Origin of the sequence: Acidovorax sp. (assembly GCF_022763525.1) — a bacterium.
GTDB lineage: Bacteria > Pseudomonadota > Gammaproteobacteria > Burkholderiales > Burkholderiaceae_C > Acidovorax.
Map to the genome: position 1 here is coordinate 1 of NZ_JALEGG010000167.1, position 14,675 is coordinate 14,675.

At 65.2% G+C, this 14,675-nt stretch carries 13 protein-coding genes and 1 pseudogene; 5 read left to right on the plus strand and 9 right to left on the minus strand.

The genetic code is table 11. The features are described 5' to 3' along the window. The first annotated feature begins 128 nt into the window (after nucleotides 1-128). The gene (locus tag MRY84_RS12930; protein WP_291506128.1) at nucleotides 129-638 is read left to right on the plus strand and encodes a hypothetical protein; all 510 of its coding nucleotides are present in this window, start codon (nucleotides 129-131) and stop codon (nucleotides 636-638) included. Next, nucleotides 599-1,060, plus strand: a complete 462-nt coding sequence (locus MRY84_RS12935; protein ID WP_291506129.1) for a hypothetical protein — start codon at nucleotides 599-601, stop codon at nucleotides 1,058-1,060. The genes MRY84_RS12930 and MRY84_RS12935 overlap by 40 nt, the downstream gene beginning before the upstream one ends. A gap of 238 nt (nucleotides 1,061-1,298) precedes the next feature. On the opposite strand, the pseudogene MRY84_RS12940 reads toward MRY84_RS12935, so the two are convergent. Both MRY84_RS12940 and MRY84_RS12945 read right to left on the minus strand, forming a co-directional pair. Further along, a pseudogene (locus tag MRY84_RS12940) lies at nucleotides 1,299-2,381 on the minus strand (molybdopterin cofactor-binding domain-containing protein); the annotation flags it as partial. Between the two features lie 384 nt (nucleotides 2,382-2,765). Then, a complete protein-coding gene (locus MRY84_RS12945) occupies nucleotides 2,766-3,338 on the minus strand; it encodes a TetR/AcrR family transcriptional regulator (RefSeq protein ID WP_291506130.1) in 573 nt (190 codons plus the stop codon). A 125-nt stretch (nucleotides 3,339-3,463) separates the two neighbouring features. Here MRY84_RS12945 and pdxH point away from each other — a divergent pair, with 125 nt between their 5' ends. Next, on the plus strand, nucleotides 3,464-4,138 hold the full coding sequence (pdxH, locus tag MRY84_RS12950; protein WP_291506131.1) for a pyridoxamine 5'-phosphate oxidase: 675 nt from the start codon (nucleotides 3,464-3,466) through the stop codon (nucleotides 4,136-4,138). A gap of 12 nt (nucleotides 4,139-4,150) precedes the next feature. Here the strand turns inward: pdxH and MRY84_RS12955 are convergent, their stop codons facing one another. The 5 genes from MRY84_RS12955 to MRY84_RS12975 all read right to left on the minus strand — a co-directional run bounded on the left by MRY84_RS12955 (nucleotide 4,151) and on the right by MRY84_RS12975 (nucleotide 9,272). Continuing rightward, complete coding sequence (locus tag MRY84_RS12955) at nucleotides 4,151-5,104, minus strand: AEC family transporter (protein WP_291506132.1); 954 nt, start codon at nucleotides 5,102-5,104, stop codon at nucleotides 4,151-4,153. 147 nt (nucleotides 5,105-5,251) lie between these two features. Then, complete coding sequence (locus MRY84_RS12960; protein ID WP_291506133.1) at nucleotides 5,252-5,959, minus strand: HAD family hydrolase; 708 nt, start codon at nucleotides 5,957-5,959, stop codon at nucleotides 5,252-5,254. 34 nt (nucleotides 5,960-5,993) lie between these two features. Then, a complete protein-coding gene (locus tag MRY84_RS12965) occupies nucleotides 5,994-7,079 on the minus strand; it encodes an ABC transporter ATP-binding protein (RefSeq protein WP_291506134.1) in 1,086 nt (361 codons plus the stop codon). An 88-nt stretch (nucleotides 7,080-7,167) separates the two neighbouring features. Then, on the minus strand, nucleotides 7,168-8,535 hold the full coding sequence (locus tag MRY84_RS12970) for a HAMP domain-containing sensor histidine kinase (protein ID WP_291506135.1): 1,368 nt from the start codon (nucleotides 8,533-8,535) through the stop codon (nucleotides 7,168-7,170). Nucleotides 8,536-8,555: 20 nt separating this feature from the next. Then, a complete protein-coding gene (locus MRY84_RS12975) occupies nucleotides 8,556-9,272 on the minus strand; it encodes a response regulator transcription factor (protein WP_291506136.1) in 717 nt (238 codons plus the stop codon). 484 nt (nucleotides 9,273-9,756) lie between these two features. Between MRY84_RS12975 and MRY84_RS12980 the strand changes: the two genes are divergently transcribed. Continuing rightward, complete coding sequence (locus tag MRY84_RS12980) at nucleotides 9,757-9,996, plus strand: hypothetical protein (protein ID WP_291506137.1); 240 nt, start codon at nucleotides 9,757-9,759, stop codon at nucleotides 9,994-9,996. A gap of 135 nt (nucleotides 9,997-10,131) precedes the next feature. After that, a complete protein-coding gene (locus MRY84_RS12985) occupies nucleotides 10,132-10,482 on the plus strand; it encodes an RNA-binding protein (protein WP_291506138.1) in 351 nt (116 codons plus the stop codon). A 304-nt stretch (nucleotides 10,483-10,786) separates the two neighbouring features. Here MRY84_RS12985 and MRY84_RS12990 read toward each other — a convergent pair whose 3' ends face one another. Both MRY84_RS12990 and MRY84_RS12995 read right to left on the minus strand, forming a co-directional pair. Beyond that, nucleotides 10,787-12,409, minus strand: coding sequence for a sensor domain-containing diguanylate cyclase (locus tag MRY84_RS12990; RefSeq protein WP_291506139.1), 1,623 nt, complete (start codon nucleotides 12,407-12,409; stop codon nucleotides 10,787-10,789). Between the two features lie 169 nt (nucleotides 12,410-12,578). Next, the coding region (locus tag MRY84_RS12995) for a TonB-dependent receptor (protein WP_291506140.1) at nucleotides 12,579-14,675 on the minus strand (2,097 nt) is incomplete at its 5' end.

The following is a 14,675-nucleotide window of genomic DNA, read 5'->3' on the forward strand; positions in this document are numbered from 1 at the left end:
ACTGCGCGCTCACGCACCTCGGGCGAGAACTTGTTCGTCTTCTTCATGGCTCAATCCTCTCAGAGTGTTGAGCCTCCTCAAAAACCGGGGCGATTCATTTTGGTGACAAGGGCGACCCCGAACATTTGATGGAGAAGCTCACACTCCTATGGCAGCCCGACGACGATTTGGCGAATGCCTTGGGGGTGAAGGGGAACTCTGAGGTTTTTCAATTTGAGCGAGGCAAAAAATATCGCGCGGTGGCTGCCCACGAACTGTTTCGACCAGATGTAGAAAAGCTTGCACCTCTGTTTACTGAAGAGGGCCTTCTAGATGCACTGGAACTTAAGCGTAAAGGCGACTGGTCGAATAGTCAGTTGAAGGCGCTTATCCCAGCGCTAGTGCACGCGCCGAACAAACTGCGCTATTGCATGGAGCTGATTTGTTCCGAGCTGTTTCTGCTAACGAGTCCTGCGAACCGCAAACCCTTGGAGCAAGAACTGGCGAAAGTGCTGAAGCACTTCAGCCGTGACGTGAGTATTGCCAAGCAATGCGTAGAAGATGACTTTGAGGAGCTCGGTAAGCTGCTAAGCCACGCCCCCAACTGCTGCCCGAGCCCATGTCCTTGGTTGCCTATCTGCCAATTGTGGAAGTGGTGAAGAAGCAGGAAACCGCTGAAAACTTGTCGACCGCGTTGAAAGACGTGCTGACATCCGAGGGGCAGAATGTGCTCCGCCGTTTGCTGGAGGCTGAACGGTTTCCGACGCCCTGCGGCGCTTTGCATGAGTATGGCGCATTCGATAGAGCGCTGGCGGCATTGCTGCAAGCCAAGAAGAATAGTGGATTGAAGCCGGACATCGGCGGCGAAACTCTGGACACGTTCGCGGCCTTTTTCGGCGACGCGAGCGCAGTGCGAGAGCGCATCATGGCATGGCTGAAGGATCGACATCAACAACCGGCACCCAAAGCTGGTAAAGAACAACTGGAACCAGCATGGCTTGACTTCCTGGTCGCGGATTTGACCTGGGAGGCCAACGCTGATTACGCTCCTTCGATTCGCGTTCCGCCCTGGCTCGACTGATTACTTTTCGGCCGAATACGACGTCGGCGGAACCTAGTCAGGGTGGCTATGAACTGCAATCGGGAATCGCTGCCCTTCTGACACCCCGCCGCCGCTGGAAGTAGCTCAAAAGCTGCTCGCCAAGCGCAGTCCCAAGGATCTGCTGCCCGAATCACAACGCTGAACTGGCGCAGCAGAGTGCGCTACAAAAAAGCGCTGGGCTTATCCAAACCCGGCGCTCTCATTTCATCCGCCCCGCTCAAGCCAATTTGAACGGCAACTCCCTTGGCGTCTTCCCCGTCAACCGCGCCACCGCATTCGCAAACGCAGGTGCCAGCGGCGGCAACCCGGGCTCACCCATCCCCGTAGGCGGCTCGGCGCTCGGCACGATGTGCACGGCCACCTGGGGCATATCGGTGATGCGGGGCACGGCGAAGTCGCCGAAGTTGCTTTGCTCCACCACGCCGTCCTTCAGGGTGATGGCAGCGCCGGGCAGGCACATGGACAGGCCCATCAGCGCCGCGCCCTGCACCTGGGCTTCCACGCTCTTGGGGTTGACGGCCAGGTTGCAGTGCACGCCCGCCGTCACGCTGTGCAGCTTGGGCGTGCCGTCCTTGCTCACCGATGCTTCCACCACATACGCGACCACGGAGCTGAACGATTCGTGCACCGCCACACCCCAGGCGCGGCCTGCGGCGAGTTTCTTTTTGCCGTAGCCGGACTGGTCTACCGCCAGTTGCAGGGCGGCCTTGTGGCGGGGGTGCTTGTCGCCCATCAGGCGCAGGCGGTAGGCCACCGGGTCTTGCTTTGTCGCGCGGGCCACGTCATCCAGCAGGGTTTCCATGGCGTAGGCAGTGTGGGTGCTGCCCACGCTGCGCCACCACAGCACGGGCACGTTGACCTGCGGGTGGTGCACGGACAGGCGCATGGGGATGTCGTAGGGCTCTTTCATGCCCTCCACGGCCGTGGCGTCCACGCCGTTCTTGACCATGAAGGCCTCGAATGGCGAGCCCTTGAGGATGGACTGGCCGACGATGACGTGGTCCCACGCCAGGATGTTGCCCTGGGCGTCAAAACCGATCTCGGCGCGGTGCACATGCATGGGACGGTAGTAGCCGCCCTTGATGTCGTCCTCACGGCTCCACAGGGTGCGCACGGGGGCGGTAATGCCTGCGGTGCGCGCGGCCTTGGCCACGCCGCAGGCTTCCACCACGTAGTCGCTGGTGGGGATGGCGCGGCGGCCAAAGCCGCCACCGGCCATCTGGGTGTGCACCTTGATGTTCTGCGGCTGCAGGCCCAGCACCTTGGCGGCGGCCATGGCGTCCAGGCCGGGCATCTGGGTGGGGGTGGAGTCGTCGGCGTTGACGGCGGTGTCCTTGCCGTTGATGTTCAGGGTGGGCATCGTGGGTTCTCCGGTGGATGAAGCGAAGCGATTGCGGGAAGGCGAATGTGGGGCGCGTGAGCGCGCTCTGGTTTTAAGAGAATAAAAATTCGATTAAACAGCAAAGTTGGGCTTTGTGCACGGTACCTGCCGCGCTACACCGTCAGTTCCTGGTGGGTCCCTAAGGGCTCGGCAGCGTCAGCTACCCCATTGCATGACTTGGGCATGGCCCAGCCTGGCGGCCACCGTGCAAGGGCCGCCCCGCCGCACTGGTGGCGTCCCCCTGCCCGCATCGCGCAGCGATGCCAGAGCGGGGGGAAGGCGCGAAGCGACTCAGGGGGGTGCTCATGCTTTTATAGCGTCCCAGCAGAGGCTGAAAGCCATCTGCAGCACCTGCTCGTCATCCGCCAAGGTGCCCGACCGGATCAGGTTGGCTGTCTCGCGCACGGAACCGACCAGGCTGGCGGTGAGCAGCGGCACAGGCACGGCCTTCAAAATCTCCTGCCGCTGGCCTTCTTCCATCACCGCAAAGAAGCCCGCCATCAGGCGCGTGGAGAACTCGCGGTTGCCCGGTGTGAACCACGGGGAGTTGTAGTACTGCTCCTGAAACACCACTTCGGCGTACTGGTCCAGCCGGTGGCGCAGCAGGTTGCCCCACATGCGGCGCACCTTGGCGCGGTAGGGCAGCTCGGGGGTCACGCCTTCCATGATGCGGGCGGCCGTCACGGTCTTGGCGTCCTGGTAGAGCTGGCTGATCAACTCGTCCTTGGAGGGGTAGTACACATACAGCGTACTGGTGGCCAGCCCCGCGGCACGGGCGATCTGGGCCATGGTGAGGCCGCTCAGGCCCGTCTGGGCCACCAGGTCGAAGGTGGCCTGGGCGATGGCGCGCTGCTTTTCGTCGTCTTTGGGTTTCATAGGGACCTGCCACTATAAGCGAATGAATGTTCGGCGCCTTCATTCGCGCAGGCGCATTGCTGGTTTGGCTCGCAGACGGACCGGGTCCGGGTTGATCTGCCGCTGGGTGCTGCCCGGCACCGGCCATGCACAATCGCGCCATGACCTCGCCCTCCTCTCCTCTTTCCTCCGCCATCGCCGACCTGCGCAAGAGCTACGAGCGCGCCGAACTCAACGAGGACGCCTCGCACCCCGCGCCGCTGCAGCAGTTTGACCAGTGGCTGCAAGAAGCCATCAAGGCCCAGATCCCCGAGCCCAACGCCATGACGCTGGCTACCGTGGGCAGCGACCTGCGCCCCAGCACGCGCATCGTGCTCATCAAGGGCTATGACGAGCGCGGCATCGTCTGGTTTACCAACTACGACAGCCGCAAGGGCCGCCAGCTGGCGGGCAACCCGTTTGCGGCGTTGCAGTTCCACTGGGTGGAGCTGGAGCGCGTGGTGCGCATCGAAGGCACGGTGGAGAAAGTGAGCGACGAGGAAAGCGACGCCTACTTCCACAGCCGCCCGCTGGATTCGCGCATCGGCGCCTGGGCCAGCCCGCAAAGCCAGGTGATCGCCGGGCGCAGCGTGCTGGTGGCCAACGCGGCCAAGTACGGCGCGCAGTTCATGCTCAAGCCCCCGCGCCCGCCGCACTGGGGCGGCTACCGGCTCAAACCCGAGCAGTGGGAGTTTTGGCAGGGCCGCAAGAGCCGCCTGCACGACCGCCTGCGCTACCGGCTGGATGCGGGCGAGTGGGTGCGCGAGCGGCTGGCGCCTTGACTCCCCGCCCCGTCAGCTGATCCACCGCGTCACCGCCAAGATCACCACCGGCATGGTGACCAGGGCCAGCGCGGTGGACACGGCCACGCTCGCCGTGACCTCGTCCTCGGCCACCGCATAGCGCTGTGCAAACAGGAACACGTTGGCCCCCACGGGCAGCGAGGCCGCAACAATCATCACCGCCAGCGGCATGCCCGACAGGCCGAGCGCCCAGCCCAGGGCGGCGAGCACGACGGGGTGCACTACACACTTGACCACCGCGATGCGCAGCGCAGCCTTGAAATGGTGGCCGACCTTGGTGAACGCCAGCGTCACACCCACCAGCAGCAGCGCAATCGGCCCTAACGCCTGGCCCAGCAGCAGCAGGGGTTTGCCCACCACCTCGGGCACCGACAGGCCCGTCTGCGCAAACAGCAGGCCCGCGATGATGGGCAGCGGCACCGGGTGCACGATGCCGTTGCGCATGGCCTGCAGCACCGTGCGCCACATGGGCTGCTGCGCGGCGCCCTCGCGGCCAGCGTGCTCGCGCGCGGACGCCAGCTCGAACACCACGGTGGCGGCCGTGAGCAGGATGAGCGAATGCACCGATATCAGCGTGAACAGCGTGACCAGCCCCGCATCGCCAAACACCAGGCCCACCAGCGGCACGCCGATCATCAGCGTGTTGCTGAAGGTGTTGGCCAGCGCCCGGGCCGCCCCCAGGCTGGTGAACCCCAGCACCGCCAGGGTGGCCGCGTAGACCACGGCAAAGGCCACGAAGTAGATGGCCACAGGCCCGAAGTCCAGGTCCTGGATATGGACCGTGCTCATGGTGCGAAACAGCAGTGCCGGTGTGAGCACCATGAACACCAGGTTCGCCAGATCCTTGACCGAACCGGCCCGTATCCACCCGCGCCGCCCCACGTAAAAGCCGATGGCAATGAACAGGATGACGGGGAACAGCGAGGTGAAGACGGGCGAGTTCAAGGTGGGAGCCGGCGTGCGGGCGCGCGATGACGGAGAAAACGGAGCGAGGAGGCCCCTATTGTGGCCTGGATGGCCACTGCGCGCACGGCTCGTTACTATGAATTCAATAGCTGTTGGCGCTTGAATGGCAAGCGCCACGGGCCATTTTCATGCACAGCCATCGGAAACCGAGGCCAGCCCCGTCGCAGCGCCTGCGGGGGCCTGGTCCGCCGCCAGGATCTGCAGCACCTCCTCCAGGCTTTCCACCCGGTAGTCAGCCAGTTCCCAAGGTCTGATGCCCGGCCGCACGGTCTGTACGGTGACCGCCCCCAGCGCACGGCCGGCGCCCAGTTCTGACAAGGGGTTGTCGCCAATCACCAGCACCTGCTGCGGCGTGCAGCCTTCACGCGCCAGGATGCGCTCGAACACGGGCCGCTTGCCGTGGGGTGGCGCGTTCTCGTCGTCTTTGTCGTCCAGCGCGTCGATGATGACGTCCTCGAACCACGAGCGAATGCCCAGAGCGTCGATCTTGCTGTTCTGCAGGCGCCGAAAGCCGCTCGTCACCAGATAGCGCCGCAGGGGAATGCTGGGCACCAGTCCCAGGTCGGGGTAGGCCTGCGGGGGCGTGCGCACTTCCATTTGGCGGAACTCTTCCCACCCCGCCGAGCGCATCGCGGGGGTGAAACCATAGCGATCAGCCACCAGGTCAAACGCGGTGTACCAGCACTGGTTCAGTGCCTCTTCGAGCACAGCAGGGGTCAGCGCCCCCTGGTTGGCCCGGCGGACGGCTTCGAACGCCGGTTCGAACAGCGACCCGACAGAAAGCGCGTCGATCAGGCAATTGTCCAGGTCGAAGATCGCAACGGTGTACGGCATGCAGGTTTTCCTTTTCAACAAAATTCCACGGCGTTCAGACAGCGACCACCGACACGCCGTGGCTGGCCAGCGTGAGGCTGACGGGAGCCCCCATGTCCAGCGGCAGCTGCACTTGGGGAGAGATCACAAAGATGTCGCCCAGCGCGCTGGCGAAGGTGTATTCCATGACGCTGCCCAGGTAGGTGCGCTTGGTCACCCGCCCCGCCAGCCCGGCGGACGTGGCAGGCCCGATGACCCAGGCCTCGGGCCGCACGGCGATCTTGACGGGGCCCAAGGCGAGGGATGCCGGCGAAGGCACCTTCAGCGGGCCCAGCTGCGCATAGTTGCCGGCACCCGGGTGGGCCGGGTCTGCGGCTTGGTTGAGTCCTTCGAACAACATGGCTTCGCCCATGAAGCCCGCCACAAATTCGGAGACGGGCTGTTCGTACAGCTCACTAGGCGCTCCTCTTTGCGCGATGGTGCCCTTGTCCATCACCACGATCTGGTCGCTGACCGCCAGGGCCTCGCTCTGGTCGTGGGTCACGTAGGTCACCGTGAGCCGCAGGCGTTGCTGCAGCGCCCGGATTTCCTCGCGCATGGCACGCCGAAGACGGGCGTCCAGGTTGGACAGCGGCTCGTCGAACAGCAGTACCGCAGGTTCCAGCGCGAGCGCCCGGGCCAGCGCCACGCGCTGCTGCTGCCCGCCCGAGAGTTCGTGAGGGCGGCGCAAGTCCAGCCCGTGCAGTCCCACGGTGTCGAGCATGGCGCGGGCCTTTTCACGCGCCTGTTGCTTGCCCAGCTTCAACACGCGCAGGCCGTAGCACACGTTGTCGATCACGTTCAGGTGCGGAAACAGCGCGTAGCTCTGGAACACCAGGCTCACATTGCGCTGCGCCGCGTCCTGGTCCGTCACATCCTGCCCGTCAATGAAAATCCGGCCCGACGTGGGTGATTCGAGCCCCGCAATCATGCGCAGCGTCGTCGTCTTGCCGCAGCCCGACGGCCCGAGGATGGTGGTGAGCGTGCCGCGCGGCACCGTGAAACTGATGTGGTCCACCACAAGCGGCGCGTCGTCCGACCGGCCGTAGCGCTTGCACACGTTCTGGAACTCGATACCGGGGTATGCCTCAGGAGGGGTCATGGGCGCGCCTGTGGTGAATTCGGTTGGTACCGCGAATGCGATGACGGGCGGCAACTTGGCGGCAAATCGGAGCGCGGGTGCGGCATCGTCAGTCCTCCCAGGCCACCAGGGCGTCAACGCCCACCACCTGTCCCGCGTCCAGGCGATTGAACAGCGTGACCTCGGCCCCCATGGATTCCGCGATCTGCCGGCAGATCGACAAACCCAGGCCCACACCGCCCTTGCCCGCCGAAAACGGCTGGAAGAGACGCTGCCGCACGGCATCGTCAATGCCGGGACCCTCGTCCCACACCAGCAGCTCGCGCCGGCCCGTGGAATTGCGCAGCAGCACCCCCAGCCGCCCATGGACGGGTGTGTGGTGGATGGCGTTGGCCAGCAGGTTGCGCATCAGCTCGCCCAGCAACGCGGCGTCGCCAGGGGCTGTCATCTCGTCCGGGCCGTCCAGCGCAAAGTCCAGCCGCTTGGCGGCAATCAGCGGCGCCAGTTCCATCACCGCCTCACGCGCCACTGCATGCAGATTCACACTGGGCAGCTCGCCCATGCGCTTGAGCTGCTCTACCTTGCTCAGGCTCAGCAGCTGGTTGGCCAGGTTGGAGGCGCGGTCCACCGTGTGCAGCATCTGGTGCAGCGCATCCACCACATGCACATCGCCTGCAATGGCCGACTGCAGCTGCGTGCGCAACACCGCCATGGGCGTGCGCATCTGGTGGGTGGCGTCGGCCAGAAAGCGCCGTTGCGCCTCGATCCAGCGGCTTTGGCTTTGCTGCAGCTCGCCAAAATGCTGCACTGCGGGCGCCAGCTCCGACGGCCCTTTATAGCCCTGGCCAGGACCGCCTGCATCCGGCTGGGTCAGCGACGCACTGGCATGCTCCAGCCAGCCCGATGCAACACGCGCCAGCGCCGCCGCCACCACCGTCATCACCAGCGCCAGCAACAGCACCGCGCGCAGCCCACCGCCCTCCCCCATCAGGCGATCGATGTTGGGCAGGCGTTCACTGAACGGCCGCGCCAGTTGCCGCACCACGGCATTTCCAGCGCCTGGCCCACCATCCACCCCTGCAGGCTGATGCAAGGTAGCCGCCACCCGCACCAGCCGGTGGCCCACTTGCGCCAGATAGAAATGCACCACGCCCTCTCCCACCACCACCCCGCTCGAAGGCAGGCGTGGCAAGGCGTCGCTGCCGGCCAGGCGCTCGCCATCCAGGCTGCTTTCGCGGTACCAGATGCTGGGGGCCGGCCCGGCGAGTGGCTCTTGCGTTGGGCTGGTATCGCCCGGCAGCACCGCCGGCCAGTGGGTCAGCGCCATGCGCAGTGCAGCATCCTGGGCGGCGGCATTGAAACGCGCCTGCTGCACCACTTGCACCACGGCCATCAGAGCCACCAGCGCCCACAACGGCACCAGCAGCCCCACCAGCAACAAGCGCTGCAGCGATCCGCCATGCGGCCGCCAGCGCAAATGTTGTAGCCAGGGCCCGCTCACCGCGGCGCCCCGCCTTTTTCCGCCCTCTCGCCTTTTTGCGCCGCCATGCTGTCGGCATCGCACAGCAGGTAGCCCACGCCGCGCAGTGTCACGATCTCTGCATTGGTGCCCACCAGCTTCTTGCGCAGGCGGTGCACCACCACCTCCACGGCATCGGCCTGCACCTGATCTTCGGTGTCGGCAAACACCTGGGTGCGCAGCTCTTCCTTGCTGACCACACGGTCGATGCGCGACATCAGAAGCCGCAGCAGCTCTGCCTCGCGCTGTGAGAGCTCCAGCGGCAGCGCGTCGTTGTAGAACACGCCGCTGGCGGGGTCGCGGTACAGCGATCCGCAGCGCAACTGGCCATCGCGCCCCACCCGTCGCGTCAGGGCCCGCAGGCGCGCCACCATTTCATCCAGGTCAAACGGCTTGGCCAGATAGTCGTCGGCACCGGCTTCCAGCCCCGCCACACGGTCCGTCACCGCCGCACGGGCCGTGAGCGCCAGCACGGGCGTGGTGCAGCCCCCATCGCGCAGGCGCCGCAACACCTCCAGCCCGTCCAGGCCCGGCAGCGACAAGTCCAGCGTGATCACGTCAAAGGCCGTGCGGCGCGCCGCCGCCAGGGCCTCCTTGCCGTCGGCGCAGCACAGCACCTCGAATCCCCGGGCCACCAGGCTGCGGCTCAGCGCACCTGCCAGATCAAAATCGTCCTCGACCAAGAGCAGCTTCATGCGAGCATGATGCCGCGCGCCAGGGGAGTCGGCCAGTGTGGTTCTACCCACAGCCATTGAAAGCAAGGCGAAAGTTAGGGGTGGCTGCTACCCGTGCGAAGTGGGGCGGCAGAACTACCGGGGGGGCACATCGGGGAGCCTGGTCAGCGCTGGCGTTGGCGCCCCATCAATCCCCTTGAGGTCCATCATCGCGTCAAGGAAGCCTCGCAGCACGGCGAATTCGAGGCGGATTGCCAGGAATCACGCTTTTTTAAAACTTTGAATAATATTAAATAAAAACAAAATTCAAATTTGGATATAATATGTTTCGTTGCAGTACCGTCGCTTGACGCGCGCCGTCACCGCAACACCTGTCCAGAGCGGACCTCCGCCGTGGCAGGCCGCCTTTGCGACCCTTGCGGTCGCCCATTGGGTCTGTAGAGCTGCAGCCCACTGCGTCCTTCGATGCTCACGCAGGTCGGCTTCCCGCACCTGCGATCCCTGAATGCACCAGATTTCACAGACCGCCATTTCCATGGGCAAGTACGTCGTTTCGCCCACGACACACCCGACCGACTGCGGACGCTTCCGCGCTTCCTTCTCGGTCCATCGTTCAGAGGGCAACGGCAGCTACTGCCGCGTGTTCCGCTTTGACAAAGCCTTTGCCTCCCGCGAAGCCGCCCGGCTCTTTGCAGTCACCCAGGGCTGGCTGCAGACGTGTATGCGGCACCCTCCCACGTGCTGAGCACATGACCTGCTTCGCCGCAGGTCTTCCGCACCGGTTCCCCTCCCTCTTCGCAGTAGCGGCCTCCTCCGCCCGCACCACTGCATCCCCCAGGTACGCCACCCGTTGCGCACCACACTTCAGAAAGGCTCGACCATGAGCAGCAAAATCTACGTGGGCAACCTGCCCTATTCCGTGACCGATTCCAGCCTGGAAAGCAACTTCGCCGAGTTCGGCCGGGTCTCCTCCGCCAAGGTCATGATGGACCGCGAAACCGGCCGCTCCAAGGGCTTCGGCTTTGTGGAAATGGCCTCGGCCGAAGTCGCCCAGGCCGCCATCAGCGCCCTGCACGGCATGTCCGTTGACGGCCGCTCGATCGTCGTGAACCTGGCCCGTCCCCGCGAAGCGGGCGGCGGCGCCGGGGGCTACAACGCCGGTGGCTTCACCGCGAGCAAACGCTCGGACGTTGGCTACGGCACGGGCGGCTTTGGCGGCGGTCGTTACTGAACCCGATAAGCGTCTATAAAGAACCGGCTCTGATGAGCCGGTTTTTTTTCGCGCATTCATAGGATGGCGGGACTTCAATCGCTATCAATACAGTAGCTGCTTGCGCTGGATGCCAAAGCGCGGAAGTCAAAAACATGTGCGATTGCCAAGACCCCATGGGAGGCTCCGGCCATCGCCAGCAATCAGCCCCTGGTCCCAGGCAAAAAGCGCACAGGAAGCACTCCAGCGAAACCACCGAAAACCAGCAGGGGAACGAGGAAGGCCCGCCATGCGACAGCCTCGCAGGCGATTGCCCTGACACGCTTCATTGAAACACGCACACGCCCAATGACTGGCTTTTGGCCCGGTACATGGCGGTGTCTGCAGCGCGCAGGTAGTCGTCGACCGTCGCCAGATTGGATGCGCTGCTGGCCAATCCGATGCTCGCACCACTGACCACGGTGTGCGTGCCAATCACATAAGGTACCTCCAGGGCGGCGGCAATCTGCTCCGCGCGTTGGCGGGCTTCAGCGGGCTCGATGGACTCCAACAGCACATTGAACTCGTCGCCACTCATGCGGGCGACCAGATCGACCGCCCGCACGCAGGATTCGAGCCGCCGCGCCACCTGTTGCAGGAGCTGGTCACCCACATGGTGCCCGTAGCTGTCATTGACGGCCTTGAACCCGTTGAGATCCAGCAGCAGCACGGCGAACATCGTAGCTCCGTGGCCTGTCGGCACGCCACCACCGTTCGCCACCTCGTTCTGTCGCAGCGCGATGAGTTGCGCGAGGCGATCGCGGAACAACGGCCGGCCGGGCAGGTTGGTCAGCGCGTCGTAGGAACTGCCGCGCTCGGCCAGATCGCTCAACGACCCCGCCATGCGCACGGGAACACCGCCTTCAAACTCGGCGAGACCGCGCCAATTGACCCACACCAGCCGCCCAGCCCCGTGGAAGGCGCGGAAGTCCACCGAGAAGTTCGGGCTGTTTCCCGACAGGTGCCTGCGGTAGGCCTCCTGCACGCGCTCGCGATCCTCGGGATCGATGAGTTGCTCGAGAAAGCGCCAGCCCCCGTCATGCACCTGATCGCGGCTACCCAGCCCGACGATCTGGAGAAAACGCCCGGACACATGCAGGGCGTCCGTTCGCAAGTCCCAGTACCAGATGCCGTCATTGGAACCGCGCGTCGCCAGCGAATAGCGGTTTTCGGAGCGCAGCAACTCGAGCTCGGTGTTCTTCTGCGGAGTGACATCGATCATCAGGCCGATCATGCGGTTCGGCCGACCCGGCTCGACCACTGCACGGCACAGATCGCGCACCCACACGACCTTGCCGGACTTGGCAATCAGCCGATAACTCATCTCGTAGGCATGGCTGTGCGTGGCGTTGTACGCAGCATCGTCGATGCGCAGGGCCTCCTCCAGATCATCGGGGTGTACATGCGCCCGCCAGAAGCCCGGGTCGGCCCGCCACTCCTCGACGGAGTAGCCGAACAAGCGCTCGACCTGCGGGCTCAGGAAGGTATTGCCCACCCCGATTTCAGCCTCCCACACCACGCCGTCAATGGTTTCCAGCAGGCGCAGAAAGCGCTGGCGAACCTCCACCAGCACCTGTTCTGTGACCTCGGTGATCTCGATCAGGACACCCTGGCGGCTGATCACCCGCTCCGCCGCATCCGTCTCCGGGTGAAACTGCAGACGCACCCAGCGATAGTCCGCGTCGGCAAAGCGCAAGCGGAACACCGGCATGCCCGAGCGCATGGTGCCGACGTCGTCGGGATGCACGAACTCCAGCAAGGACCTGCCAAGCGCCGCCGCCACCGCATGGCCGGTGAGCTTGTGCCACGCCGGATTCAGATAGGTGATTTCCCACAACGCATCGGTTTGCACCACCGCCTCGGGTAGCAGTTGCAGCAGTCTTGCGGACGGCGCGGGAGTGATGGGCATGCAGGGCTGGTGCAAGAAGGGGGAGCGAAATCAACCACGTGAGATCGAGTATGGCACGGGTCCCGCGCATTTGGCCCCCTTGGTTGCGGAGCTTTGGGCAGCGAAGGAGCGCAAGCCAGCGATGCCCTCCCCCGCCGCTGGCTCGCTCACATCACGGCGGCGTCACCCGTCAGAACGCCACCTTCACCCCCACCGTCAGATTGCGGCCCATCAACGGCGCGGCATTCTTGATGAACGAGGTGTGCGCGTACGCCAGGCGGTCCGTCAGGTTGTTCGCCTTCAGGTACACCTGCCACGGCGTTCCGCTGCTGAACTGGCCGTTGTAGCTGATGCCCAGGTTCAGCATGCCGTAGCCGGGCGTGGCGGTTTCAAACTCCGCCACGCGGTTCTGGCGGGCCACTTGCACCCATTCGACCTGGCCTTCCCAGGCTTGCCAGTTGGCGTCCAGCCGGATGCCCGCGCGGGTGGCGGGGATGCGGGGCAGCCTGCCACCGCCTTCGTTCAGCTTGGCGCGCACGGTGTCGCCGAACAAGGTGATGCCAAGGTGGCGGTTCAGGCGCTGGCGCACCTGGCCTTCGATGCCGGTGAAGGTGGCGTCGGCCTGGCTGTATTGCAGCAGTTGCAGGCCATCGACTTCATCGAGCGTGCGGCCGTAGATGTAGTTGTTGATGCGGTTGCGGAAGATGCTCACACAAAAGGTGGTGTCGCCGCTGGTCTTCTTCAGGCTCACGTCGATGTTCTGCGAGATTTCAGACTTCAGGTCGGCGTTGCCGCGCTCATACGTGCTGGTGGCCATGTGCAGACCCTTGGCGTACAGCTCTTCGGCCGAGGGGGCGCGGCTGGCGCGGGTGAACGAGGTGCCCACCTGGTAGCCGGGCGTGAACTTCCACACCGCACCCAGCGATGCCGAGGTGCCGTTGTGGCTGCGTTCGATGCCGCTGGTTTGCGCTTCGGCCGTCTGGCGGTCGTGACGCAGGGCGGCTTCGAAGCGCCAGTCACCCAGGCGGTATTCCTCCAGCGCGAAGAAGCCGAGCTTGCGGGTGATGGTGGGCTCCACGTAGGCTTCTTCGCCCTCGGCGCTGAACTTTCGCTGCGAGGTTTGCAGGCCGATCACGCCCTTGAAGCCTGCAATGGGCTCGTGCTGCAACTCCATGCGGGTGTCGTAGGCCTTGTTCTTGAAGGTGGTGCTGACGGCGCCGTCTTCGACTTCGTCGTGCATGTAATCCGTCACGCCCGCGCGCAGGCGCAGGGCCGAGAAGCCGGCAAAGGGGTTGCGCAGCTCGCCGCGGATGTCGAAGCGTTCGCTGGCGAGTTGAACCACCGGCACGTCGCCATGTTCCTCTTCGCCGTGGTCATGGCCGTCTTCCTCCCCTTCGTGGGCGCCGCAGTGCAGGTGATTGCCGTGGGTGTGGCAGCCTTCAAAGCTGTGGTTATGGCCCGGCAGGCCGTATTTGGCGGTCTGGCGCGTGTAGGCGGCGCCCAGGTAGCCGCGCTCGCCCACCCACGACAGGCCGACACTGCCCGTGTCGGTGCGGTTGAAGCTGCCCAACACCTTGCGGGTGGGCTCGCCCTCTGGCGCCCAGCCTTTGCCGACGCGGTAGTCGCCTGCGTCGCGTGCCACGCCTTCCACGTGCACGGCCAGGTTGCCGGCGCCGCCGGTCAGCGAGAAGGCACCGGCTTTTTCACGCGCGCCGGAGTTGGCGCGCAGCTCTGCACTGCCCTCATAGCCCTTCTGGGGGATGGCGGTGGGGATTTTTCCGTCGAGCACATTGACCACGCCGCCCACGGCGCCGTTGCCGTAGACCAGGGCCGAGGGGCCGCGCAGCACTTCGATCTGCGTGGCCAGCAGGGGCTCGGACACCACGGCGTGGTCCGGGCTGATGGTGGAGGCGTCGTGCAGCTCGGCGCCGTCGCTCAGCACCTTGACGCGCGGGCCGTCCATGCCCCGGATGATGGGGCGGCTGGCACCGGCGCCGAAGTGGCTGCTGGTGATGCCGAGCTCGCTGTTCAGCGTCTCGCCCAGCGTGGCCTCGCGGCGGCGCACGAGTTCGTCGCCCTCCAGCACGGTGACGGGTGTGGTCATTTCATTGGTGCCCAGCTGCAGGCCGCTGGCGGAGACGGTGACGGGCGGCAGGCTGGCGGGGACCGCGGCGCTGCTGTCGGCAGGCGCTGCCACCGGCGCGGTTTGCGCGTGCGCCACGCCGGTGCCCGTCAGCGCCAGCATGGCGGCCAGGGCCACGGGATGGAGGGCCGGACGGGCGCGACG

Excerpts from the sequence above, each read along its gene's own strand:
- MRY84_RS12930 (WP_291506128.1), top strand. The coding sequence starts at position 129 with ATGGAGAAGCTCACACTCCTATGGCAGCCCGACGACGATTTGGCGAAT.
- MRY84_RS12935 (WP_291506129.1), top strand. The coding sequence starts at position 599 with ATGTCCTTGGTTGCCTATCTGCCAATTGTGGAAGTGGTGAAGAAGCAG.
- MRY84_RS12945 (WP_291506130.1), bottom strand. The coding sequence starts at position 3,338 with ATGAAACCCAAAGACGACGAAAAGCAGCGCGCCATCGCCCAGGCCACC.
- pdxH (WP_291506131.1), top strand. The coding sequence starts at position 3,464 with ATGCACAATCGCGCCATGACCTCGCCCTCCTCTCCTCTTTCCTCCGCC.
- MRY84_RS12960 (WP_291506133.1), bottom strand. The coding sequence starts at position 5,959 with ATGCCGTACACCGTTGCGATCTTCGACCTGGACAATTGCCTGATCGAC.
- MRY84_RS12965 (WP_291506134.1), bottom strand. The coding sequence starts at position 7,079 with ATGACCCCTCCTGAGGCATACCCCGGTATCGAGTTCCAGAACGTGTGC.
- MRY84_RS12975 (WP_291506136.1), bottom strand. The coding sequence starts at position 9,272 with ATGAAGCTGCTCTTGGTCGAGGACGATTTTGATCTGGCAGGTGCGCTG.
- MRY84_RS12980 (WP_291506137.1), top strand. The coding sequence starts at position 9,757 with ATGCACCAGATTTCACAGACCGCCATTTCCATGGGCAAGTACGTCGTT.
- MRY84_RS12985 (WP_291506138.1), top strand. The coding sequence starts at position 10,132 with ATGAGCAGCAAAATCTACGTGGGCAACCTGCCCTATTCCGTGACCGAT.
- MRY84_RS12990 (WP_291506139.1), bottom strand. The coding sequence starts at position 12,409 with ATGCCCATCACTCCCGCGCCGTCCGCAAGACTGCTGCAACTGCTACCC.